Origin of the sequence: Candidatus Paracaedibacter acanthamoebae, assembly GCF_000742835.1 — a bacterium.
GTDB lineage: Bacteria > Pseudomonadota > Alphaproteobacteria > Paracaedibacterales > Paracaedibacteraceae > Paracaedibacter > Paracaedibacter acanthamoebae.
Genome location: NZ_CP008941.1, coordinates 2,146,374 through 2,168,103 on the forward strand (window position 1 = coordinate 2,146,374; position 21,730 = coordinate 2,168,103).

Genomic DNA, 21,730 nt, shown 5'->3' on the forward strand with positions numbered 1-21,730 from the left:
TTGTCAACTTTCAATAGATTATGCCATACCTGGGGCCCACTGCACAGGGGTTTATGCACCCTGTACCGTTATTTCTTTACTCTGATCGGCAATACTTTCTAATTAGCTGAAAAAGATAATTATTCCATAAAATGGTCGAGGCAAAATTGAGTATACCGCCTTGAATCCATAATGGCGAGGTGAATTCTTGTTCAGTGTGTCTGTGAAAATTTTGCACCCCAAACTGTTTACGTAAATCATTGCGTCGGACAATTTTTATTCCTTCAGGGAATTGAGCGACCAAGGGACTTAAGAGAGATTGATCATGTTGATGATACTCAAAATTAGCCTCTTGGAGCGTTGGATTAAAGGGGATGTCTGTTAGGGCATCGACTTTTTGACAACTCTCGAGCCAGCGTTGAACAAAGGCTCGGGTTTTGGAAGTATTTCTAAGGACAATAAAAAATCCCCATATATTCTCAGCATTGAGAATTGACTCTGTGAGAGGAAAATCAAAGGCAGCGTGAGCTTCCTTTTTCAGATGATTTCTTAAAGGCGTTGATTTACCGTGCGTTAGGACAAGCGTATCATGCTCTTTCATGCTTGCCACAATAGCATCAATTGGTTGCTTGAAGATTAACCCAGAATCGGCATAGATGATCAAGGCGCCCTCGGGTAAATCCCGCATGGTTTTCAAAATAAAATAAGGTTTCCACAGCCAATAGCCCGCGCCTCGCTTTTGCTGGAGAATATGTTTGTTTTGTTGATAAAAATCTTCATCAATATCTCGGCGGTGGTAGCTATATATACGATCAAATCCTTTATCAGCAGCACTCATGTTAAGAGAATTCTGGTTTTTATAAAAAACCTGAGGACCATCCGCATAAGAGATAAGAACGCTAGGGTGTTGCTGATTTCTTTCAGTGTTAAAGGCATCAGGGATCAGCACAGGGCTTAACGGGGCCATAGACGCATCTATTTTAAACAGAACTATATAAGCCGGAATTAAAAGGATTAACAAAAAGGTATAGAGAAGGGTAGAGCGAAAATTTTTTTTAAGCATGAGGATGATCTTGTCAAATTATAGTTAGGTCAGATTAAACAATCCCCCGCAAATTGTCTATGGGGGGCAGCTCTTAGAGGTCCTATTTTTATTCTAAGGTCAGCACTTCTTTCACCTTTGAGGCTAAATCTTTTAAAGTATATGGTTTTGGTAAGAAATGAATATCGGCATCATCATCTAAATTCTTGCGGAACGTATCTTCCGTATAACCAGAAATAAAGATAGTTTTTGCGTCGGGGTAAATATCCCTTACTTTTTTGTTCAGGGTAGGACCGTCCATCTTTGGCATGACAACGTCCGTAATTAAAACATCAAATTTTTCACCTTTTGTAACCATATTTAAAGCTGCCTCACCATTGTTGGCTTCAAGAACGGTGTATCCCTTTTCCCGAAGAGCGCGCGCACTAAACATGCGGACAGCATCTTCGTCTTCGACGAGCAGAATTCGCCCACCCCCGGTTAAGTCTTGGATATTATGATCCGCTTTTGAAGCTTCTATTTCCAGGGAACCGACATAACGCGGTAATAAGATTTTAAAGGTTGTGCCCTGACCGACGCTGCTTTCCACTTGAACAAAACCGCCTGTTTGCTTGACGATTCCATAGACAGTGGACAGACCTAAACCTGTACCCTCCCCAACTTCCTTCGTTGAGAAAAACGGTTCAAAAATATAGTCTAGATGTTCAGGAGCAATTCCCGTCCCCGTATCAATGACATCAATAGCGATGTAATCACCCTTTGGGATCACATCATGACCATAGCGTTGTTGCTTGGTATAGTGAACGTTAGAGGTTCGCAGCGTCAACGTGCCGCCCGCTTTCATGGCATCCCGGGCGTTCACCACCAAATTGATGATGACTTGTTCCAATTGACCGACGTCGGCTTTCACGAACCATAAATCCCGCGCATGAACCATTTTTAGATCAATGCCGGCACCGATCAAACGCCGTAAGAGGCTAGAAAGTTCCCCTAAATTATCGGTTATATTGACGACTTTTGGTTGCAAGGTCTGTTGACGGGAAAATGCTAATAATTGACGAACTAAATTAGCCGCACGGTTAGCATTTTGCTTAACTTGAACCACATCATTATAGGACGGATCATTTGGCAGATACCGTTGCAATAGCAAATCACAATAGCCAATCATTGCCGTTAAAAGATTGTTAAAGTCATGGGCAATACCACCGGCTAACTGCCCCACAGCTTGCATTTTTTGCGATTGAATAAATTGTCCCTGCAGCCGTTTTTGTTCGGAAATATCAATAAATTGCAGCATAATTTCTGCTGTTCCACCTTTAGCCATGGTTTTGGACGGATAAGCTGTGGTTTGCAGACGATCTCCTTCGAATCGAACCTCAAAGGGTGAAATCATCGTTCGTTGGTCAAAGGATTTTTTAAGACGTTCAGTCACATCGGCGCGGTGAGAAGAGATCACCAGATCTTGAAATTTACCGCGCGGATTCAGCTCCCCCAGCATGGTGGTGAAGGCTGGATTACACGAGGTAATATCGCCATATTGGTTGACCATGACGGCCGGAATTGCTGCATCCAAATAGCTACTATCTTGGATAAGTTCAGCCCCCGTCAATCCTGTTACGTTATCGAGACGGCAGAGAATTGACGGACGATTTTTGGTTTGTGTATCCTCATCGGGTTTAAATAATAAGGCCTTAAAGCTGGGGCCAGCCTTATTAAAGACACGGACCATCCCCCGATAAGATTCGGCGTCTTTGATGAGGTCGCTGACAGGACGACCAATAATTTCATCTCGAGGTAGCTCAAGCCACTGACACAGAGTTGAATTAACGCCCAAGATAATTCCTTGCTTACTGCTATAAAATATACCAAAGGGGGCGCGATCAACAAACGTCTGCAATTGATTAAACTGTTGGCGTAATTGGTAATAAGGATCAAAATGGGCTGTCACGTCGCGCAATATGCTGACAAAACTGTTTTTTTCAAAAGGATAAAGGCTAAAGAGGAACCATTTGTGATCAACGCCTAGGCCATTGCCGCCGCCATGGAATAATAATTCACCGCGCTGGCGTTTATCGATCATTTCTTTAAGTTTATCAGCGGCGGCGGGGTCGGCGACACGATTAAGCAGTTTACGCGTGAATTCTGTGAGAGTTGGATAGGCATTGGGATGGGTAGACCAAACGACCTTATTGTCACCATTAAAGGTGATGGATTCAATATTGGGGGCCAATGCATTGATGGCTGCTTGTAAATGACCTGTATTTGATAAAAGGTCACGGCTTTGATAGACAACGCGGATCCAATAGATAAGACCTATAAATGAAATACTGCCAATAATGAGTAAACTAATGGCTTCATTCCAATCTTGAATGGTCAGACTCAAATAACCAAAGGCCACCGACCATACTCCTGCTAGCAGTGCAATTGCGATTGAAATTAGCAAGCGTCCCATTTAACCCTCTCCTTATAGCCCAACCCATATTGATACATTTCCTGTGTGCCCTTTCAAAGCTTGAAAGGGGGCATCCAAAATGTCCCCCCAATCTATATATATTTATAGGGGCTGGGTTATAAAAACTTAAAACTCTGTTTCTATGGTAGCCTAAGTTATTGAAAAAAACAGATAGAAAATAGAGGGGCAACATAAATCGTTAGAGGGAGGGTGCCGTCTGACTATCGTGGGATGATTAACGGATCCCTCGCTCTTCTCTTATGAATTGTTTGGGTTAAAGACCCGTAATCGATGACCATCGGGATCTAAAACCACGCATGTATAACCAAAGTCCATCCGTGTGGGTTTCTGAGCGGCCCTGCACCCCCGCTGTGTCCATTTCAGAGGTTGCATGAACTTGCTTCTTCGTCAGTGACTGAGAAGGCGATCTCGCCACCGCCACCCATTAAAAGGGCTGTAGGGGAGGCAGTATGTTTTGACCATAAACCCAGCATGATCCCAGAGGCTAATGTAAATGAAACAAAAGTTGGATGAGAATCTGTTGGGGCTGTTTCTAGTAAATCTGCATAAAGAGAAGCACTTTCAAGAGGATTATCGACATATAGAATAATAAGGTTAGGATTAATCATAACAATCTCCCAAAATATATTAACAGTCGCAAGGATCGACGGTCGATCCTTACCTTCCTTTACTTTACGTAGATGTGATGACAATTCCTGTCAGTAGACTTATAGGGGAGGAGGGGATATACCTTCTATGTGTCTCCATTCTTTCAGAAGAGCATGTCGGTTTTTTGGATAACGTGTATGGGTGAGAGAGAAACTAAGGATACGATCTTAGCGAAAATGCCTAAAGGCTTGCCGTAATTCACACCAAGCCACAAGAAGGTAGACTTGATTAAAAAAAGCAAGCGCAAAGGGCCAAATCGTTCTGACAGATTTTTCTTCTTTAAGATCATAATACATCATCTCCACTTTACACTGCTTGCGAATTGCTTGACGCAGGAGGGGGAGATCGACTTTATCGGATTTAATAGCATCACTCGGGCCAATTAATAAAGAAGAAGTCTCTACCGCATCCCGCAGCTCTAGTGGTAAAACCGCTGCAACTTTAGCAAGAGCATTATAAGCTGCCTTACAAGGGGGGTATCCCCTCGCTTGCTGACCCAGTGCATGCCTAAGACTAAAGCCTCAACTTCTTCTTCCGAGAACATTAAGGGAGGCAACATATAGCCCGGTTGCAGAATATAACCTATGCCCGACTCACCTTTAATCGGCGCCCCTTGTTCTTGCAGTGTTCTGATATAACGGTAAAGGGTACGAAGACTTATACCTAACTGGGAAGCTAAAAGGCTTCCTTTAACAGGGCGTTTGTGCTGGCGTAAAAGCTGGAGTAAATCCAGAAGGCGATGAGTCCGAGCCATAGAATTAAACCATTTTAATTTTTAAGTCAGGAGTTCTTTGGCTTCCTGGTCGCTCAACCATCGTAGATTATTAAGTAAATGCTTATATTGCATCTCAACTATTTTCTCATCTAACGATCCCTCTACCGAATATGCTTTCCTAAAATGAAAGCCACGATAATTAATATGTCGTACTTTAGTTGCTTTATGTACGGACTGTAAATGTTCAATTTTATCATCAATAAAGATAATAAGATCAGGCTTAAAGCTAATGAGATCTAAGAAAGCTCCCAGGGCTTCCCCCTTCGGATAATTTGTACTGAAAATAACCCCTTCCTGAAAAACAGGATAAGAATAGGGTTGCGCAGGCAGTTGATCGAGAACAATTCTTTGCTGCTGCGGGAATGAAATATCAAAGATAAAACCAAGCTCTTTAAGTTGATTACACCGCCAGTCTTCTAATTTTTCGATTTCACCCCTTTGGCCAACATCACAAGCCGTCAGCGCAATAAACTTTCTATTCTTTGCCAATAATTGAGAAAAAAGGAACGGGAGGCCTTCATCCATCAATTGCACTTTGGCTTGTTGTAGGGTAATACTTATTAATTTTTCACGTAAATCTTTTGGCAAAGGATCGATCAATAAATTGTATAATTTTAAGGCAATATCTCTTCCCACAGGCCAAAAAACGCGATCTTGGGGAATAAGAAGAACATAATCGACATCAAATATAAACAGCGTGTCTGGCGTGGAATCCTCCACTAAAGAATTAAGGGAAGAAAAATCATGAATGATAGGATACATTTTTTTATTCTTTCGCTTTCTAAAAAGCAATTTCTTTAGCCTTCTCTATTAAAGATTTAAATTTTTTATAAAAAATACGTTCGTCCGTTGGAGGTCGTTCTATATGGTTCATCGCTTTATAATGAATTCCTATAAAGCGCATGTTGGGGAAAGAGTAGTGAATGGCCTTGGACACAGCTCCAAGATTTTCCCATTTATCATCAATTAGAATAATTAAAGAAGGGGCAAATTTCATTGCTTTTAAAACGGAGTAGATAAGGTCCCCTTTTGAGAGTTGATGTCCACAATACACAATACCTTTTTCAATACCGGGGTGGTCATTACCAAAATCTTCTAAATTTTCAAACAAGATCGCCCCAGGAAACGCTGGAGAAAAGTCAATTCCCAATCGACTCAGCTCTCCATAACGCCAGTTGGGAAAGCTGGATAAAACTGATTTAATCGGTCCTGTTTTAGCGGCTGTGAAAGCCAGAATTTTGATTCCTTTTGCTTGCAAGGCGCTGATAATGGTTGGCCAATCCTTTTCCACCAATTGGGAAGAACTTTCCATCACCATGAGATGCTTAAAAATACGAGTTTGATTCGGTGTTAAATCATTTACCAGACTGTTATAAATTTTTTTATGGTTTTGTATGGCATGGCGTCTTAAATAAGGATCAGAAGGCATCGTTAAGGTCGAGTCAACGTCAATAAATATAAGAGAGTCTTTATTGGCTTGAGCTAAATAATTTTTAGTCTCATTAATAGAATTAACGGTTACAAAAGAATGGCGCGCTTCGGTGGCCAAAGATAAAGAACAAACCATCATAAAAGCTCCCCACCTTATCCTGAAGTAACCGTAAATTAATCGATTTATTAAATGTTTCATTTGACGTCGTGAAAAAATTTATTTTTGAAATTAATGTGCTTCATTTTATTAAGCCATCGGGCGCTTTCTTCTAGGAAAGAGGAACCATCCTTTAATCCTTCAAGGTTTTCAAAATAGCGTATAGCCCAATTAAATCCTAAGCATAAAACGGCTAAGATTAACCATATTCCATAATAGCTCATCGCTTGGGTCAAATAAACAAATCCAAATGAAGTCACGAGGTAGATGATCATTCTTGAAAAAGCATAGATAAGGCTCGTGCTTGTAAATCGTTTTAGAGTGGGAAAATGATTCATCATAAGACCAGCTGCCGGCACATCCATAATGCCAAACACCATTATCAGGAACTGAAACATCAATAATTGCGACGGAGAATGAATAATACTTAACCAATAAGGGTATAAAAGAACGATCGGCCAAAATATTAATAACCTGAATTTAAGGATGCGTAAGGGGTTGATTTTATAGCTTAAAAGAGAGTAGACCAAAAAACTGAGACATTGAGCAACAGAAAGAATAAAATTGTGCTGAATAACCTGTTCCGACGTATAATGATAAGTTGTTTTTAAAACATTTCCGAAATGGATATAAGCCAGATAAAAACACGCCGGATAACCGCAAGAAATTAAAAAGTAGGCCATAAAGGTTGAGGTATTAATTTTATCAGAGGAGGAAGAGGCTGATGATAAATTTTTAGCTGTCGGGTGCGCTTTACGTTTTTTTTGCAGTCTCTTCGTTCTTAAAAATTCGGATGTTTCTTGTAGTTGAGTGCGGGCAATAAGACCGATTGAGGAAATAGCGGCACCAATCCAAAAAGCCATTCGCCAATTAATTTCCAACTTTAAGAGCATAATGGCTAAACCAAGCGCAATCATTCCCCCCAAAGACGCCGAAAATGATGTCAGAGAAACGACAAGATATCGTAAAGGGGGTTTTGTTACCTCTGTTAAATAAATTTCCGCCCCAATAATCTCTCCTTGGCAGGATAATCCCTGAAGGATTCGACAGATCGTAACCCCCCACGATGCTGTAATTCCGATTTGAGCATAGGTGGGCAAGGTTGCCATAATCATACACGAAATTCCCATCATGATCGTCGTCATAATAACTGTTGTCTTCCTACCCATATAATCGCCAATAAAGCCGAATATAAGAGCCCCTACCGGCCGTAAAACATATGTGGAACAAAAAGCAAAGGCAGAAAGGAGAGCGGTTGTATGAGGATCTACTTTCGGAAAAAAGAGCTCGTTCAATAAAACAGCCATATGGACATACAGCATCAGATCAAAATATTCCAGAAAGGTCCCGACCTGCAAAAGACCGACCGCATCATTCTTGTTGTGTTTAAGACTCGAGAGGAGACGCATACACCATACCTTGAGAATTAAAGGTCTTCACCCTTTCATAAATTTTTCTCTTTCCTGTAATCTATGAGAAAAAATCTTTTTTTTCACGAGGGGGCTCCAAAAATTATGGAGGGAAGGGACTTTTCCATCTTAGAGGGAAGGATGATTGAGCTCTTAAGAAAAAGAAGATATTCTTGGTAAGAGATAAGGATTTTCGGACATAACAATGACATACAATAAATTTATTATAACAAATTTTAGCCCAGCGCTGACTATTAGCGCAGATACGCTTGTTATTGCTTGCCCCACCATGATTCATAATTATGGTCTGCCTTATTATCTAGAAGGATTTAATCAATTGGTTAGCCGCTATCCATCTTTTAATCTCAAGCTTGCAATTCCTTGCCAGGACAATATAGGTCTTGCTTTAAAAGCGTTAGAGGCTGGGGTGAAAGTTATATATTTTGACGCACATTCTCCAGCCTGGTTGCAACTGATTGCTACCGCTACCACTTATGGGGCTGAGCTTATTAATCAAGAGGATTTAGATGGTTGAATGGATTACAGCTCCAGGCTTAGTCTCTTATCCTGAGGCGATTTCCTTTATGGAAAATCGAATTCAACATATCCACCAGGGTGGCTCAGAATGTATTTGGTTATTGGAACACCCTCCTCTTTATACGGCAGGAACCAGTGCAAAAGCATTAGATTTAGTGGATTCGGATCGATTCCCTGTTTTTGAAACCGGGCGGGGTGGGCAATTTACCTATCATGGGCCAGGACAGCGGGTTGTCTATGTGATGTTAGATCTCAATCGACGTGTTCCTGATTTACGGCAGTATGTAGCGATGTTGGAAAATTGGGTAATCAAAACCCTTGCTGAATTTGGTATCCAGGGATTTCAACGTCAAGGACGGGTGGGGATTTGGGTTAATACACCAACCGGTGAAGAGAAAATTGCTGCGATTGGAGTACGCGTGTCAAAATGGATTACCTATCACGGTCTAGCGATTAATGTTAATCCCGATTTAGAGCATTTTTCTGGCATTGTTCCATGTGGTTTGCCCCACTTTGGCGTGACTTCCTTTCATAAACTGGGTAAACCCATCACAATGATTGAGCTTGACCAAGCCCTAATTCAGGTATGGGAAAAGCTATAGGATTGACGCCCAAAAATTAGAACTGTGCCATAACGTCAGTCAGAAGCTTGATGTCATCAACTGTATGTTTAGCCTGTAAAGCAAGCCTTAACCGACTGGTATGAGGGGGAACCGTGGGAGGACGAATCAGCGAGGTTAAGATTCCACCGTCTATCAGATGGTGCTGAAGCTTGGTGGCTTTCTCGACATCACCTAAGATAAGAGGAATAATATGTGTGGTTGATTGACCTGTATTAAATCCCATCTGAGAGAGATGAGATCGGAGTTGCTGAGCTAAAGCCTGAAGATGCTGACGCTCCTGCTGCAAGGTGGGCAGCAATTTGATAGCCTGATGGTTAGCCGCAATTGTTGCCGGTGGCAAGGCGGTTGAGTAAATGAATCCCGGGGCAAAATTAATCAAAAAATCCTTAAGCTCTTGAGAGCCGGCAAAATAAGCGCCAAATCCGCCCAAGGCTTTGCTGAAGGTCCCCATAACCCCAAAAAGACGATTGGCATAGGCTGAACTGAGACCGCTTCCGTTATCCCCTAAAACTCCTGTGGCATGGGCTTCGTCCACATAGACATAAGCGCCGACTGTTTCGGCCAAATCACAAATTATTCCTAAATCGGCTACATCCCCGTCCATACCAAATACAGATTCTGTCAGAATAAAATGAGGATGACCGGGTACAGCGTGTTTTTTAATGAGGGAATGCAGGTGATCATAATCCACATGATGATAGCGATGCTGACGTGCACCTGCTAACTGGCAGCCTTGGTGTATACTGGCATGATTAAGCCGATCAGAAAAAACTATGGGTGTTTTGTCGTAGTATTGATTAGATAATAAGGTTCCCAGGATGGTTAGATTGGCTTGAAAGCCAGTATTAAAAACAAGGGCTGCTTGCTGGTCTTTCAGCTGAGCTAACTCAATCTCTAAATCTTCAAGAGGTTTAGAATTGCCACTCAGTAAGCGAGCGCCTGTCGCGCCTGTCCCATAGGAGTCTAAGGCAGCCTTAGCGGCCTGGATAACGGCAGGATGGGATGATAAGGCTAAATAGTCATTACTGGTAAAATCTAAGCTGCAGCCGTGGCGGAGTTTTAAATCTCGTTTTGTTCCAGCCTTGACTTTTTCTGCAAGCGCTTTTTGAAAAGGGGAAACCATAATCTTACCCCAAAATTTCCTTTAGAAAGGCGTTCACATAGACTGTTGTTCGATTATCCAAGGATGCGTTAAAGACAGTGCCAAAGTGGGGGTCATTGGGAACTTCGGGGTTGGTAAATGCATGATAACCGAGGCCATAAATGATCATTTGCCAATCGACCTCAGCATTTTGTAATTCCTGTTGAAAAGCGTGAACATCCTGGGCAGGTACCATGGGATCTTTTTGACCGTGCAAGGTTAAAAGCTTAGCCCCATAGAGCGAAGGCAATTTATAATCCGGTTTGCTATATAACCCATGAATGCTGATGCCGGCACAAACGCCTAAATTGTTACGGACTGTATCAAGAGCGCATAAACCGCCAAAACAATACCCCATCACGACAATTTTCTGATCATCAATGGTGGGATCTTGCTTTAGATGGTTAATAATGGTGGTAATTCTGTTCTTTAGAAATTGACGATCTTCTATAAAAGGTCTCATCAACGCTGAGCATTCAGCCTTTGTTTCGCCCGTTTTACCATCGCCATACAGATCGACTGCGATACCAATATACCCCGTTTGGGCCAACAAATTGGCTTTATGCTCGGCGAAATGATTGCGTCCCGACCAAGGGGAAAAAATCAGAACAGCTGGAAGGCGGCCCTGGGGCTTGTCAGGATAACTATAATAGAAATCAAGACGTTGGTTACCATCATAAAGGGGGCGAATTTCGTGAGTTGTTAGCATACGGTTCCTCCATATTCAAACGCTAGTATGTCATATTTTACCCTAAAGATCTAGAAAAGGGGGTCCTTCAGTGATGAAGGATGATATTTTAACCCATAATTGGGGGAGGTTATTTGCAGTTCAATTCACGGCAGTAAAAGGAGTGAAAACTTTAAAACCCATCTATTCTGGGGCGATTCTACTGCCAAATTATAAATCCAGAATTGTTTTAGAGGCGTCGATTGTGTCATGCAGAACAACCCTAGCTTTTTAGGTCATATTTTCGTATAACTAAGACAATATATTTTTTTGTAAGGATAAGCAGTTATGGCTGGTTCAGTAAATAAAGTGACTTTGATTGGTCGGTTAGGTAAAGATCCTGAGGTTCGCAACAGTCCAGATGGATCAAAAATTGTAACTATGTCCGTTGCAACCAGTGAGACGTGGAAAGATCGAGCCAGCGGGGAACGCAAAGAACGTACCGAATGGCACCGGGTCGTTATTTTTAACGAAAAGCTGGGTGAAATTGCCGAACGCTATTTGAAAAAAGGGGGTCAGGTTTATCTTGAAGGTTCTTTACAAACCCGTAAATGGACAGACCCTCAAGGAATAGAAAAATATACAACTGAAGTTGTTATCCAACGCTATCGCGGGGAGTTAACTTTGTTAGAATCTAAAGGGGGATCAGAAGGGTATTCCAATGACTTTGATACCTCACCTTTAGGTTCTGGTGGTGGGAGCAGCGATCCTTTTAGCGTGGCACCAGCGGGTGGATCCAAAGGGTTTGATGATTTAAACGATGATATTCCGTTTTAAGCCGTACCAGGTTCTGTGCCTCTAACTCGACGTACTGACTATTAAGCTTCCATTATTTGGGGAATTGATGCATGACAAATGCCTTACTTGCGACTGATATTAAGCCTGTTGCTATCGACGACGAAATGAAGCGCTCTTACCTCGATTACGCCATGAGCGTGATCGTGTCCCGAGCCTTACCAGATGTGCGTGACGGTTTAAAACCAGTCCACCGGCGTATTTTATATGCCATGAAAGAGGCCAACAATGAATATAACCGACCGTACCGCAAATCAGCCCGTACCGTCGGTGATGTTATGGGTAAATATCACCCCCATGGGAACGCGGCAATTTATGACGCCATGGTGCGTATGGCCCAGGACTTCAGCTTACGTGTCCCCTTAATCGATGGCCAAGGAAACTTTGGGTCCATGGACGGTGACCCAGCGGCAGCTGAGCGTTATACCGAAGCGCGTCTCAGCCGTGCCGCACACGACTTATTAGAAGATATTGATCGGGATACAGTTGACTATCAGCCTAACTATGATGATTCAACGGTTGAGCCTAAAGTTCTTCCAGCTAAATTTCCCAATATTCTTGTCAACGGCGCGAATGGTATTGCTGTGGGTATGGCGACCAATATACCTCCCCACAATTTAGGTGAAGTTATTGACGCCTGTTGTGCCCTTATTGAAAATCCCCACTTAGAAGTTGAAGACCTCATGCAATATATGGCCGGTCCAGACTTCCCCACAGGGGGGATTATTGTTGGTCGGGCTGGTATTTTGGATGCCTTTCGGACCGGTCGTGGCTCTGTCGTTATGCGCGGTAAGACCCATACGGAAACAGTTCGTGGTGAACGGGAAGCCATCATTATTGATGAAATTCCGTATCAAGTGAACAAGGCCCGTTTGGTAGAGCGTATTGCTGAAATCGTCAAAGAAAAGATTGTCGAAGGTATTTCTGATCTGCGTGATGAATCCGACCGTGATGGGGTGCGCGTGGTGATTGAGCTTAAGCGTGATGCCGTGGCCGATGTCGTTTTAAACCAGTTGTATCGCTATACATCATTGCAAACATCCTTTGGCGTGAACATGCTAGCCTTAAACCATGGACGCCCAGAACAAATGTCGATCAAGCAAATTTTGACGGCATTCTTAGCCTTTCGTGAAGAGGTCATTTTACGACGCACTCGATTTGAGCTTGCTAAAGCTCGAGAAAAGGCTCACCTATTTGTTGGGTTGGCCATTGCAGTTGCGAACATTGATCCCATTATTGAATTAATCCGCCAAGCAGTCGACCGCGTCATTGCAAAAGAACAATTAATGGGCCGTGATTGGCCCGTGGGTTCTGTTGGTCCTTTATTAGCCATTGTTGATGAGCCCGGTAGTTTTGTTGAGGGTCAAAATACTTATCGCCTGACAGATGCGCAGGCCCAAGCGATTCTTGATTTACGGTTACACCGTTTAACAGGCTTAGAACGGGAAAAAATTGCTAATGATTTGAATGAATTGGCTACACAAATCAAAGAACTTTTAGACCTTTTAGGGAATCGTCAACGGGTGTTGGCGATCATGCAGGATGAACTGTTGGCTGTAAAAGACCAATTTAAGTCCCCCCGTCGTACAGAAATTGAAGAAGGTGATTCCTCTGTTGATGTGGAAGATCTCATTCAACGGGAAGAAATGGTTGTTACTGTCAGTATGGAAGGATACATTAAGCGCGTTCCCTTAAATACGTACAGGGCTCAACGCCGGGGCGGTAAAGGCCGGTCCGGCATGACCACAAAAGAAGAAGATATTGTCCAAGACGTTTTCGTCGCTAATACACACAACCCCGTCCTGTTCTTTACCACGAAGGGTATCGTCCATAACCTGAAAGTTTATCGCTTGCCGTTGGGCAGTCCTACTTCCAAGGGGCGTCCGATGATCAATATGTTACCGTTGAGTCAGGGTGAAAAGATATCGACAGTTTTGGTTATGCCGGAAGAGAGTGCTGACTGGGATAAGATGCATATCATGTTTGCGACCTCCCATGGCAGTGTGCGCCGTAACAAGTTGAGCGATTTTATGAATATTCGCTCAAACGGTAAAATTGCGATGAAACTTGATGAAACGGAAGAACTCATTGCCGTGAAGACATGTACGGAAAATGACGACGTGATGTTATCGACTTCTTTTGGTAAATGTATCCGCTTTAATGTTGATGAAGTTCGTGTCTTCGTCGGCCGTGATTCTACGGGGGTTCGCGGCATTAAGCTGGCCGAAGGAGACAGTGTCATCTCTATGACTATTTTGGGTCAAGCTAAGGTATCGACTGATGAGCGTGATCTATACTTACGTCAAGCTTCTAAAATGCGTCAACTAGATGACGAAGAGCCCGAAGGTGAAGAAATTACCGTGGAAGGAACCTTAACGCCAGAGCGTTTCAAGGAACTTGCCGAAACGGAACAGTTTATTTTGACCTTGACCGAAAATGGTTTTGGTAAACGTTCTTCTGCTTTTGAATATCGGACGACAGGCCGCGGTGGTGTTGGTGTCGATAGCATCATTGTGAATACTCGTAATGGGGGTGTGGTTGCCTCTTTCCCTGTGCAAGAAAATGATCAAATTATGTTGGTGACGGATGCGGGTAAATTGATTCGTTGCCCCATTCACGATGTGCGTATTGCGGGTCGCCGCACCCAAGGGGTGACGATCTTCCGCGTGGCTGAGGATGAAAGGGTCGTTTCTGTCAGCCATATCCCGGGTGATAAACTCGGAGAAGAAATTGAGGACGACGATATACCTATAGAGATTATCGAATCGATAGAGGGCGCTGAAGCCCCCACAGTCGAGAAAGGTGAACTACCAGAGGCTGCTGAATAATCAATCTTTAAGTCTCATAAGATAAAAACCCGGTTATGGCACCGGGTTTTTTCATGCAGGGACATGAGGTTGGTGGGGGTCTTTAAAAACGACCCATCCTTGGCCAGTATAAAGAAGATGACAATTTCACAAACTACAGTAAACGAACTATAAACATAGTTCGGATAATTGAGCATCAATTGTTGAATAAATAAAAATCCAAACGGCAGAAAACTTAATGAGTGCAATAACCCCCCTATCAATTTAATTTTAAAATTCCCCCTCGGGGAAAATTTTGATAGTGGGCGAAACATTATTTTCTAAAATAAAGAATATAATGATGATTGTTACAAAATAAAAAAGTAAATTGGCAGTTTTATATAATAAATAATATTGACTATTTATTTTTCATCACCATATCTCTCTTGAATAAGAATTTCTGAGCAATCACAGATTACTGTTCATTTTTTCGGTTTCGACTGATAGAGAAACTGAAAAATTAGTTAGGAAAAAATTAGGAGATGATTAATATGAAAAAAATTAGCACAGCACTTTTGGCCGTCATCGCTGTGGGAGCAAGTCATTTATCAGCCCATGATAATATTTATAGTATGCAGGATTTTGCTAAAGGGGGTCGCCTTCATAATCTAGAAAAAGATGCCATCCAAGACTATAAAATTGCTAATCCCACCGTTGATGCAAACCAATTGAGTAAATCCCAAACATTTACTATTTTAGAGGGTGCAAAAACTGAACTCTCTCAAGAAGAATCAGCTTTTTCTTACAAAGATGTGTTGCGGAGTGGGGCGAGCTATCTCACTGGTATTGCTGGGGTGGCAGGTGCTTACTACTTGGGCGTACCTGCTGTTTTTTGGGGTGTTTATAAAGGTACAGTTATTGGCTTAAACGTGATTGGTATTACGGGTTTTACTGCTATGTCAGGCGCAACAAATTTAGCCGTTATGGCCGCCGGATCACCAGTCGTTAAAGCAGCATTGATGGCAGGTTGCGGTGCTGCGGCAACGGCAGGGGCTTCTCTTGTATTTGATGCGGCAGAACTTCTGGGCAAAGCTGCTGTCGGCACCTATAAATTAGTTGGGGAATATTTCTTTGAAGATAAGCCTGTACTAGCTCCTGTAGAATTGTCAAAAGAAGAGTTGCGCCAAAAACGTCTCCAAAAATTTGATCGGAAGGCTGCAGTAGAAGAACCAACGGTCACCCCAAAGGTTGAAACCACCATGGAAAAAACGGCTGAAACAGTTAAGGCTGTTGCTAAAAGTGCATGGTCCTATCTCGGGAATGCTTATACGGCTCTAACTGAAAAGCTAGCCCCAAAGTCAGAACAAGCTGCTGCATAAACGAGGTCCTATAAAAATACTTCAAACCATTCCCCTTGTTGGTAGTGGTTTGAATACTTACCCAGCAAAATTTATACAATCATCTCATAATTTTGCTTTTGCTCTCTGCGTTATAGTTATGGAATTTTTAGACTTGTAAGCATAGTTGTTAATGCTATCTTTATACGAGGAATTAACTTGATACGTATAAGGAGATAACATGTCAAAAACTATGCTAATGCTCTTATTTGCAGGATTTGTTCTAACAGGATGCAACACCGTCGAAGGTGTGGGTAAAGATATTAGGCATGCAGGTGGATCTCTTGAAGAGAATGCTCAGGAACATAAGCCCGCTGAGAGACAGCCTGTCAGAACCAGAACTGTAGTCTATAGATAGAGATTAAAAATCACGGTAAGATGACTTCTGTTTGTCGGGCTTCATAGACGATGAAACAATAATTACCTTGATAGAGTCTTACTGAGCCTCAATCTTAAGCCACTGCCCAAAGGGAGTGGCTTTTTTTATAAGGTTAGTTAAGTAAAATAAGGCTTTTATAAAAACTTACCCATAGGCGTATCTCGCGGGTCGCTTTCATAACCATCGGGGTCATTAAAGGGCATATCCTTATATCCATGCTTTCTATAGAATAATAAGGCTTCTTCCGAACTTTCAATATGCAGGCTGTTATAATTCTTTAATTTTAGCCATTTTTCGATTAAAACTAGAAATTGTGTGCCAAAACCTTGATAGCGAGCTTCTTCGTCGATCACAATAATTCTTAAGGCTGCAAGGCCATCTTTCCAAAGCTGAATATGGGCATAACCAATGATTTTAGTGCCTCTATACATAACTAGATGGACATGCTCAGGGTGATTAAATGTCCAAGTATAGGGATCGTCAATCTGCATCGGATCAAAGAAATAAGTTTGTCTGAACTGTTTGGCTGCTTCCCATTCGGCATAATGCAAACAAAAGTTAAAGGTGATCCCCTTATAGCCAGCTTGATCCAAGACGGACTTAATAAAAATATTTTTTTCCAAGGTATATTTTGGAAATCGACCATTGACGCGCACAAAAGAGGTGGGATCTAGGAGGAGTTTATACTTCAAAACTTGGTAAGCTTGTCGGCTGTCCGGATGATGGCGCATATAGTCACAAAAGCGTAAATTGAGATCGATAAATCCATGTTCAGCTTCAGTAACGTGAAGGTTGACTTTAGAAAAATCGCTATTCTTTGAAAAAAAATACCTTAAAGGAATATTGATTTCATTTTTAAAAATATATCCAACTCCTTGCAACGCTAAGGCAGAGGCCAACTGATCGACCACGCAAAGAATATCAATATCTTCTTTTGCAGCCAGGCCGGGGATAGAGGTTGATCCAATATGATGAATTTCCAAGCAATGATCCCCCAAAACCTCTTTAATCTGGGCAGCCTCTCTCTTAAATTGCTTTGGCCATTCGGGGTTATAGGGGACAACCTCGATATGTTTTATGGAGGTAAGAGTGTCAAGGTCTTGCAAGATATAGGTTATCAATTTCCTAATATCAGCAATTTTACGGGGATGAGTTGAAAGATCTGCCCGAGTGAGGCAATCCAATAAAGAGAGTAAGTTCAGCATGTGGACGCTGAGACGCCAGTTTAAGGGCAAAGTTATCCCTCGGCTGGTAAGCCCTGCAATAAAAGACTCTTTAAATTCTACAATATGATGCGCATAGCGCATCATTGTCGCTACATCCCATAGGATTGACCCAGCAAAAGAAAATTCCCAATCTAGCACAGCAGAAATTTTCCACTTCCCCTCCATGAAATTCACCAAAATATTAGCAGGATCGAAATCCGCATGGACAAGATGACTTTCAGCTTTATCAGGCAATAAGTGGTTGTATTTGTTAAAGTAATGAGTAATTTTAGAAATTACCTCGGCAGTCAGCGTTGATTGAACAATTTTATTTTGTAAGCAGTCTTTCAAAAAATGCGTATAATCAGGAAATTCCGTTTTTTTAGTTACTGTCAACTTTTCATCAAAAAAACCACTGATAGGAAATTTATAAGAAGCAATCTTTGACAACATAACGCCGACTTGATGCATGATTTGACTCATATCATAAGGGGTATTTTCTAATAATAGATTGCGCAAAGGGATACCCGCCATAAATTCTGTTATGGCAAAGTGATATGTTTCCAGCTGGCCGATATAATAAGTTTGCGGAATTGGAACAGTTGGCTTTAAAAGCTCTCCCAATTTTTTCTCTCGGAACGCCGATGTTTTATCTCGCAGATAAATTCGCAACATCAACGGCTTTTCTGAATCGTTAAGCTGGACTTTAATATTAAAATTGACACATCCCCCGTCAAGGGGTTGATAAGAAACAAGTCTGCTGGTCGGATAAGCAAGCGCAACCATTCTTTCAATTATTTCGTGGGATAAGGGGTTTTGGTTCTGGGGTTGCTCCCAATCCGCTTTAAACGTCATAATTCTCTCCGTAAGAGAAAACAAACAGAATTGTTAGTGTGACCGGTACGTTCAAACTCAATAAAATATCCTAATTTTTCATAGAACCCCATAGCATCTTGAAAATTCATGGTTACAAGGTAAGCAAAACTGCATCCCTTTTTACAGCCAAGCTGATGGACTTGATCGAGTAATTGACGCCCAAGGCCACCCTGGCGATGTTGGGGATGGACCCAGAGCTGATCCGTATAAATTGCACCATAGAAAATAGAACCATTGCAGCCAGCAATAATTTGATTCGTTTCATGGCGAATAAAAAAGGCAAAGGTTTCGGCTGCACCAAATTCTGGTGTCTCTTTATTCAGCTTTTGAGTTAGAAAATCAATCTCTGTACTATCCGGTACAGGGGTATAATCTATCTTCATTTTTTAAGACCAATATAAATATCCAGGATAGTGTTCTGGGGGTCTAGGGCTCGATTATCATAGATCTCGAAGTCCGCTACATAGTTGCGCTCTCCCCCCACCTCCCTTGGAGACATAGCCCATATTTTTTGCCAGGCAGAGATACAGATCATCGGCATAGAGCCTGCCTTCGTGGTGAATTTTGTATAATGTTGAGCTGGAATAGTTAGGGCAACCAGGCCGTTGGGAATAGTATCCAAAGAGGTTATCTCTTCCCCCACAAAATAAGTATAATCGCCTGTCACATCGCTTTCGTAGTCGGTATAAACACAATACGTGGTTCCGGGATTTTTACGGTTGACAAGAGTCGCCGGTAAATTTTCACCAAAATATGCCTGGAGAGTAGCCCCAATTTGAGCGGTCGAAGGGTCCATCTCCAAATTATTATTGGTTCGGCAGGTAATGCCGACTAATTTCATTTCATTTAGCTTAATTGCAGTTTGCTTCATTTAACGGGCTGCCTTTCTAAGAGCTTCAAAATTACCGGTTGTAATGGACTGAATGTTGTCTGAAATTTTCTCCATGGGCCAATCCCACCATTGAAGATCTAGCAAGAACTCAATTGCTGTATCATTAAATCTTTGGCGGAGGGGTTGGGCGGGATTACCGCCCACTATGGTATAGGGGGCAACGTCTTTTGTCACCAGAGCATTTGTTCCAATAATCGCGCCATGACCAATTGTGATACCCGGCATAATGGTGGCTGAGTTTCCAATCCAAACATCATTGCCAATAATTGTATCCCCTTTGCTGACCGCCTTCAAAGAAGCGGTCCCCCAGATCTGACCAAAAATTTTGAAAGGATAAGTGGAAATCCCATCCAGGGCATGGTTCGATCCATTCATGATAAAGCGGACGCCAGCTGCAATTTGGCAGAATTTACCAATGATGAGCTTATCTTGTATAAAATCGAAAAGATACAGTACATTGCGTTCAAAGTTATGGATATCCACTGGGTCATCATAATAGGTGTAATCGCAGACAATAATCTGCGGATTTGTGATAATGTTTTTGAGAAAACACGTCCGAGTCATTCCTTCAATAGGGTAGAGACTATTGGGGTTCGAGTAAAGTTGAGAAGGCATAAGACGGTCTCCGTGGATTGAGCAGCGGACTAATAATACTTATCAGGTCGATCAATAGTTTACAATGCTGGCGCTAAGAGAAAAGCCTCTTAGCTTTACTAAGAAAGTAAAAGACATGTCTATATATGATTCAAAAAAGAGGCAATTAAGGAGAGATAAAAAATCAAGCTACTCCATTATTTTCAAAGTTGTTCAATCATCTCATCCGTCGTTACCAGCGATTATTCGTCTTAGTGTTGGTTTCCCAACAGAAGAAAAAATGGCTCAGGTATAAAAAAAGTTATGATCAATTCCATCAGTGTTTAGTCGGCGCTTTTGACGAGCAAGAATTGGTTGGTGTGGTAGGATTTAATTTTATTCTTTCTACCGTAATTATAAGGCATATTAGCGTCCGCGAAAACTATCAACGGAGAAACATAGGACGGTACCTTATTCAGTTTCTTATCCAAAGGTTTTCTCCTCAAAGAGTTGATGTCGAAACAGACGAGGAAGCCCTGGGATTCTATCAATCTTTAAATTTCACCTGTCAGACTTTTCAAAGTCAGATGGCATCCGTTATTCTTGTTCTCTCGATTTATCAAAAAAGTAAAAGTAATCTACAATTCAATAATTTTTAAGGTTTCGTTTTATCAGTTGTTCCGTGGAGGGTAATCGTCAGCCACTGCACAATGTGGGAGCGGTATTCATAAACCCACTCATCGATAGGTTGGTCGTTAATCCTTGTATCCCACTAAATTTAAAGGGGGTGTGGAAGAGAGAATACTTTAAAGGCGTTCTATAATATAATTTATTCTGTTTGGAACAGGCGCTTTTGGCACAGGTATACAATTGAATCCAAATTGTTGATAAACATCACGGTGGATTTTCTCGAATTTTAAAGACTCATCAAAACTAATTTGGCGTGCATCCGTCTTGGTAATAAAGCCAAGATTTTCAATGAAAAAGACATTCCGTTCATAGCATTGAGTTTGTTGAATTCGCTCAATCTCTGTTAAGAGCAAGCGGGAAGGTGGATACTCTAAGTAAAGGGCTAAAGCATAAGTACACAAAGGGGAACGGTCAAAGAACTGCACTGACTTTCCTGAGATGGCGGAGAGAAGGTGGCGTTCTTGTTGCAGGAGGATAATTTTATCAATGAAGGAAGGATCAGTCCAGGGTTCAGGAGTGCCTATTGCTTGTTCCTGAGCAATGATATCTGTGGCTGCTTCCGATATAATGGTGAAGTTGAGATTTTTTAAACTCTCAAGGAGGGTTGTTTTACCGCTTCCCGGCGCACCCGTTAAAATGTAATTTTTCATGGAGATAGTCCTAAAATTATTTGCGGAGAATCTTTTCTTGCATTCATGTATGCTTTATCATAAAAGGATTATGCTATGGTAAATATTTCTTTACGCCCTGCCACAATCACAGATATTCCTGATCTTTTGCCCTTAATTGACCAATTGGGGTATCCGACGACTGAAGAAGAATTGGCGACGCGATTTTCAGAGTTTGTAGCGTTAGAAGGGTATGGGGTGGTGGTTGCTTGTCATCAGAATCGAGTAATAGGTTTCATTGCTTGGTCGTTATCGCGCGTGTTTGTTGCCTCGAAATTGCGCTATCATATCGAAGCTTTGATCATTGATGAAGCCTATCGCGGTCAAGGCATTGGTAAGCACTTAATGACTCATTTCGAAGCTCTGGTTGTGAGCTGCGGTAAACCAGTTCTTATTGACCTAACTTCTGGCTATAGGCGGGCCGCCGAAGGAACGCATGACTTTTACAAAGCTCTGGGCTATAAAAACGAAGGTCCTATGGCGAAACTTTATCTGCGGAAGGAAATTTCATGATGCAGAAATTATGT

The 21,730-nt window shown here is 41.9% G+C and carries 21 protein-coding genes and 1 pseudogene; 8 read left to right on the forward strand and 14 right to left on the reverse strand.

Annotated features, from left to right (window positions below; translation table 11 throughout):
• Positions 1-76: 76 nt before the first annotated feature.
• The 7 genes and pseudogenes from ID47_RS09940 to ID47_RS09970 all read right to left on the reverse strand — a co-directional run bounded on the left by ID47_RS09940 (position 77) and on the right by ID47_RS09970 (position 7,914).
• Positions 77-1,042, reverse strand: a complete 966-nt coding sequence (locus tag ID47_RS09940) for a hypothetical protein (protein WP_038466112.1) — start codon at positions 1,040-1,042, stop codon at positions 77-79.
• 88 nt (positions 1,043-1,130) lie between these two features.
• Positions 1,131-3,473, reverse strand: a complete 2,343-nt coding sequence (locus ID47_RS09945; RefSeq protein WP_051908832.1) for a hybrid sensor histidine kinase/response regulator — start codon at positions 3,471-3,473, stop codon at positions 1,131-1,133.
• A 380-nt stretch (positions 3,474-3,853) separates the two neighbouring features.
• A complete protein-coding gene (locus tag ID47_RS09950) occupies positions 3,854-4,186 on the reverse strand; it encodes a VOC family protein (protein WP_198022291.1) in 333 nt (110 codons plus the stop codon).
• Positions 4,187-4,201: 15 nt separating this feature from the next.
• A pseudogene (locus ID47_RS13970) lies at positions 4,202-4,896 on the reverse strand (helix-turn-helix transcriptional regulator).
• A gap of 21 nt (positions 4,897-4,917) precedes the next feature.
• Positions 4,918-5,679 carry a DUF2608 domain-containing protein gene (locus tag ID47_RS09960; protein ID WP_038466115.1) on the reverse strand — a complete coding sequence of 254 codons (762 nt, stop codon included), beginning with the start codon at positions 5,677-5,679 and terminating at the stop codon, positions 4,918-4,920.
• 19 nt (positions 5,680-5,698) lie between these two features.
• The gene (locus ID47_RS09965) at positions 5,699-6,487 is read right to left on the reverse strand and encodes a DUF2608 domain-containing protein (RefSeq protein ID WP_038466118.1); all 789 of its coding nucleotides are present in this window, start codon (positions 6,485-6,487) and stop codon (positions 5,699-5,701) included.
• 56 nt (positions 6,488-6,543) lie between these two features.
• Entirely contained in the window at positions 6,544-7,914 is a 1,371-nt protein-coding gene (locus ID47_RS09970; RefSeq protein WP_075261597.1) for an MFS transporter, read from the reverse strand.
• Positions 7,915-8,119: 205 nt separating this feature from the next.
• On the opposite strand from ID47_RS09970, the gene ID47_RS09975 reads away from it, so the two are divergent.
• Positions 8,120-8,449, forward strand: coding sequence for a hypothetical protein (locus tag ID47_RS09975; RefSeq protein ID WP_038466121.1), 330 nt, complete (start codon positions 8,120-8,122; stop codon positions 8,447-8,449).
• Complete coding sequence (lipB, locus tag ID47_RS09980) at positions 8,442-9,053, forward strand: lipoyl(octanoyl) transferase LipB (RefSeq protein WP_038466124.1); 612 nt, start codon at positions 8,442-8,444, stop codon at positions 9,051-9,053. The genes ID47_RS09975 and lipB overlap by 8 nt, the downstream gene beginning before the upstream one ends.
• A gap of 16 nt (positions 9,054-9,069) precedes the next feature.
• On the opposite strand, the gene ID47_RS09985 is transcribed toward lipB, so the two are convergent.
• Together ID47_RS09985 and ID47_RS09990 are read right to left on the reverse strand one after the other, a co-directional pair.
• Positions 9,070-10,197 carry an aminotransferase class I/II-fold pyridoxal phosphate-dependent enzyme gene (locus ID47_RS09985; RefSeq protein ID WP_038466127.1) on the reverse strand — a complete coding sequence of 376 codons (1,128 nt, stop codon included), beginning with the start codon at positions 10,195-10,197 and terminating at the stop codon, positions 9,070-9,072.
• Positions 10,198-10,201: 4 nt separating this feature from the next.
• Entirely contained in the window at positions 10,202-10,924 is a 723-nt protein-coding gene (locus tag ID47_RS09990) for a dienelactone hydrolase family protein (protein ID WP_038466129.1), read from the reverse strand.
• A gap of 306 nt (positions 10,925-11,230) precedes the next feature.
• Here ID47_RS09990 and ssb point away from each other — a divergent pair, with 306 nt between their 5' ends.
• The 4 genes from ssb (at position 11,231) to ID47_RS10015 (ending at position 16,278) form a co-directional block, all read left to right on the forward strand.
• Positions 11,231-11,719 carry a single-stranded DNA-binding protein gene (gene ssb / locus ID47_RS10000; RefSeq protein WP_038466134.1) on the forward strand — a complete coding sequence of 163 codons (489 nt, stop codon included), beginning with the start codon at positions 11,231-11,233 and terminating at the stop codon, positions 11,717-11,719.
• A 71-nt stretch (positions 11,720-11,790) separates the two neighbouring features.
• On the forward strand, positions 11,791-14,565 hold the full coding sequence (gyrA, locus tag ID47_RS10005; protein WP_038466137.1) for a DNA gyrase subunit A: 2,775 nt from the start codon (positions 11,791-11,793) through the stop codon (positions 14,563-14,565).
• A 509-nt stretch (positions 14,566-15,074) separates the two neighbouring features.
• Positions 15,075-15,902 carry a hypothetical protein gene (locus tag ID47_RS10010; protein ID WP_038466141.1) on the forward strand — a complete coding sequence of 276 codons (828 nt, stop codon included), beginning with the start codon at positions 15,075-15,077 and terminating at the stop codon, positions 15,900-15,902.
• Positions 15,903-16,101: 199 nt separating this feature from the next.
• A complete protein-coding gene (locus ID47_RS10015) occupies positions 16,102-16,278 on the forward strand; it encodes an entericidin A/B family lipoprotein (protein ID WP_038466143.1) in 177 nt (58 codons plus the stop codon).
• A gap of 155 nt (positions 16,279-16,433) precedes the next feature.
• Here ID47_RS10015 and ID47_RS12505 read toward each other — a convergent pair whose 3' ends face one another.
• From ID47_RS12505 to ID47_RS10035, 4 genes are read right to left on the reverse strand one after another with little or no spacing between them, the layout of a single operon-like run.
• On the reverse strand, positions 16,434-18,359 hold the full coding sequence (locus tag ID47_RS12505; protein ID WP_084676015.1) for a GNAT family N-acetyltransferase: 1,926 nt from the start codon (positions 18,357-18,359) through the stop codon (positions 16,434-16,436).
• Positions 18,356-18,763: a GNAT family N-acetyltransferase gene (locus ID47_RS10025; protein ID WP_038466146.1), complete on the reverse strand. Its 408-nt coding sequence runs from the start codon at positions 18,761-18,763 to the stop codon at positions 18,356-18,358. The genes ID47_RS12505 and ID47_RS10025 overlap by 4 nt, the downstream gene beginning before the upstream one ends.
• Positions 18,760-19,251 (reverse strand): GyrI-like domain-containing protein, encoded by a 492-nt coding sequence (locus ID47_RS10030; protein ID WP_038466149.1) that lies wholly within the window; start codon positions 19,249-19,251, stop codon positions 18,760-18,762. Before ID47_RS10030 ends, ID47_RS10025 begins: the two co-directional genes overlap by 4 nt.
• Positions 19,252-19,887: a CatB-related O-acetyltransferase gene (locus ID47_RS10035; RefSeq protein ID WP_038466152.1), complete on the reverse strand. Its 636-nt coding sequence runs from the start codon at positions 19,885-19,887 to the stop codon at positions 19,252-19,254.
• A gap of 188 nt (positions 19,888-20,075) precedes the next feature.
• Here ID47_RS10035 and ID47_RS12075 point away from each other — a divergent pair, with 188 nt between their 5' ends.
• Positions 20,076-20,504: a GNAT family N-acetyltransferase gene (locus tag ID47_RS12075; RefSeq protein WP_051908833.1), complete on the forward strand. Its 429-nt coding sequence runs from the start codon at positions 20,076-20,078 to the stop codon at positions 20,502-20,504.
• Positions 20,505-20,651: 147 nt separating this feature from the next.
• Here ID47_RS12075 and ID47_RS10045 read toward each other — a convergent pair whose 3' ends face one another.
• Positions 20,652-21,185 carry an AAA family ATPase gene (locus ID47_RS10045; protein WP_038466155.1) on the reverse strand — a complete coding sequence of 178 codons (534 nt, stop codon included), beginning with the start codon at positions 21,183-21,185 and terminating at the stop codon, positions 20,652-20,654.
• Between the two features lie 75 nt (positions 21,186-21,260).
• Between ID47_RS10045 and ID47_RS10050 the strand changes: the two genes are divergently transcribed.
• Positions 21,261-21,716 (forward strand): GNAT family N-acetyltransferase, encoded by a 456-nt coding sequence (locus ID47_RS10050; RefSeq protein ID WP_038466157.1) that lies wholly within the window; start codon positions 21,261-21,263, stop codon positions 21,714-21,716.
• The last annotated feature ends 14 nt before the right edge of the window (positions 21,717-21,730 follow it).

What these genes read in the sequence shown, in the direction of transcription:
- ID47_RS09940 (WP_038466112.1), bottom strand. Translation starts at nt 1,042, where the DNA reads ATGCTTAAAAAAAATTTTCGCTCTACCCTTCTCTATACCTTTTTGTTA.
- ID47_RS09945 (WP_051908832.1), bottom strand. Translation starts at nt 3,473, where the DNA reads ATGGGACGCTTGCTAATTTCAATCGCAATTGCACTGCTAGCAGGAGTA.
- ID47_RS09960 (WP_038466115.1), bottom strand. Translation starts at nt 5,679, where the DNA reads ATGTATCCTATCATTCATGATTTTTCTTCCCTTAATTCTTTAGTGGAG.
- ID47_RS09965 (WP_038466118.1), bottom strand. Translation starts at nt 6,487, where the DNA reads ATGATGGTTTGTTCTTTATCTTTGGCCACCGAAGCGCGCCATTCTTTT.
- ID47_RS09970 (WP_075261597.1), bottom strand. Translation starts at nt 7,914, where the DNA reads ATGCGTCTCCTCTCGAGTCTTAAACACAACAAGAATGATGCGGTCGGT.
- ID47_RS09975 (WP_038466121.1), top strand. Translation starts at nt 8,120, where the DNA reads ATGACATACAATAAATTTATTATAACAAATTTTAGCCCAGCGCTGACT.
- lipB (WP_038466124.1), top strand. Translation starts at nt 8,442, where the DNA reads ATGGTTGAATGGATTACAGCTCCAGGCTTAGTCTCTTATCCTGAGGCG.
- ID47_RS09985 (WP_038466127.1), bottom strand. Translation starts at nt 10,197, where the DNA reads ATGGTTTCCCCTTTTCAAAAAGCGCTTGCAGAAAAAGTCAAGGCTGGA.
- ID47_RS09990 (WP_038466129.1), bottom strand. Translation starts at nt 10,924, where the DNA reads ATGCTAACAACTCACGAAATTCGCCCCCTTTATGATGGTAACCAACGT.
- ssb (WP_038466134.1), top strand. Translation starts at nt 11,231, where the DNA reads ATGGCTGGTTCAGTAAATAAAGTGACTTTGATTGGTCGGTTAGGTAAA.
- gyrA (WP_038466137.1), top strand. Translation starts at nt 11,791, where the DNA reads ATGACAAATGCCTTACTTGCGACTGATATTAAGCCTGTTGCTATCGAC.
- ID47_RS10010 (WP_038466141.1), top strand. Translation starts at nt 15,075, where the DNA reads ATGAAAAAAATTAGCACAGCACTTTTGGCCGTCATCGCTGTGGGAGCA.
- ID47_RS10015 (WP_038466143.1), top strand. Translation starts at nt 16,102, where the DNA reads ATGTCAAAAACTATGCTAATGCTCTTATTTGCAGGATTTGTTCTAACA.
- ID47_RS12505 (WP_084676015.1), bottom strand. Translation starts at nt 18,359, where the DNA reads ATGACGTTTAAAGCGGATTGGGAGCAACCCCAGAACCAAAACCCCTTA.
- ID47_RS10025 (WP_038466146.1), bottom strand. Translation starts at nt 18,763, where the DNA reads ATGAAGATAGATTATACCCCTGTACCGGATAGTACAGAGATTGATTTT.
- ID47_RS10030 (WP_038466149.1), bottom strand. Translation starts at nt 19,251, where the DNA reads ATGAAGCAAACTGCAATTAAGCTAAATGAAATGAAATTAGTCGGCATT.
- ID47_RS10035 (WP_038466152.1), bottom strand. Translation starts at nt 19,887, where the DNA reads ATGCCTTCTCAACTTTACTCGAACCCCAATAGTCTCTACCCTATTGAA.
- ID47_RS10045 (WP_038466155.1), bottom strand. Translation starts at nt 21,185, where the DNA reads ATGAAAAATTACATTTTAACGGGTGCGCCGGGAAGCGGTAAAACAACC.
- ID47_RS10050 (WP_038466157.1), top strand. Translation starts at nt 21,261, where the DNA reads ATGGTAAATATTTCTTTACGCCCTGCCACAATCACAGATATTCCTGAT.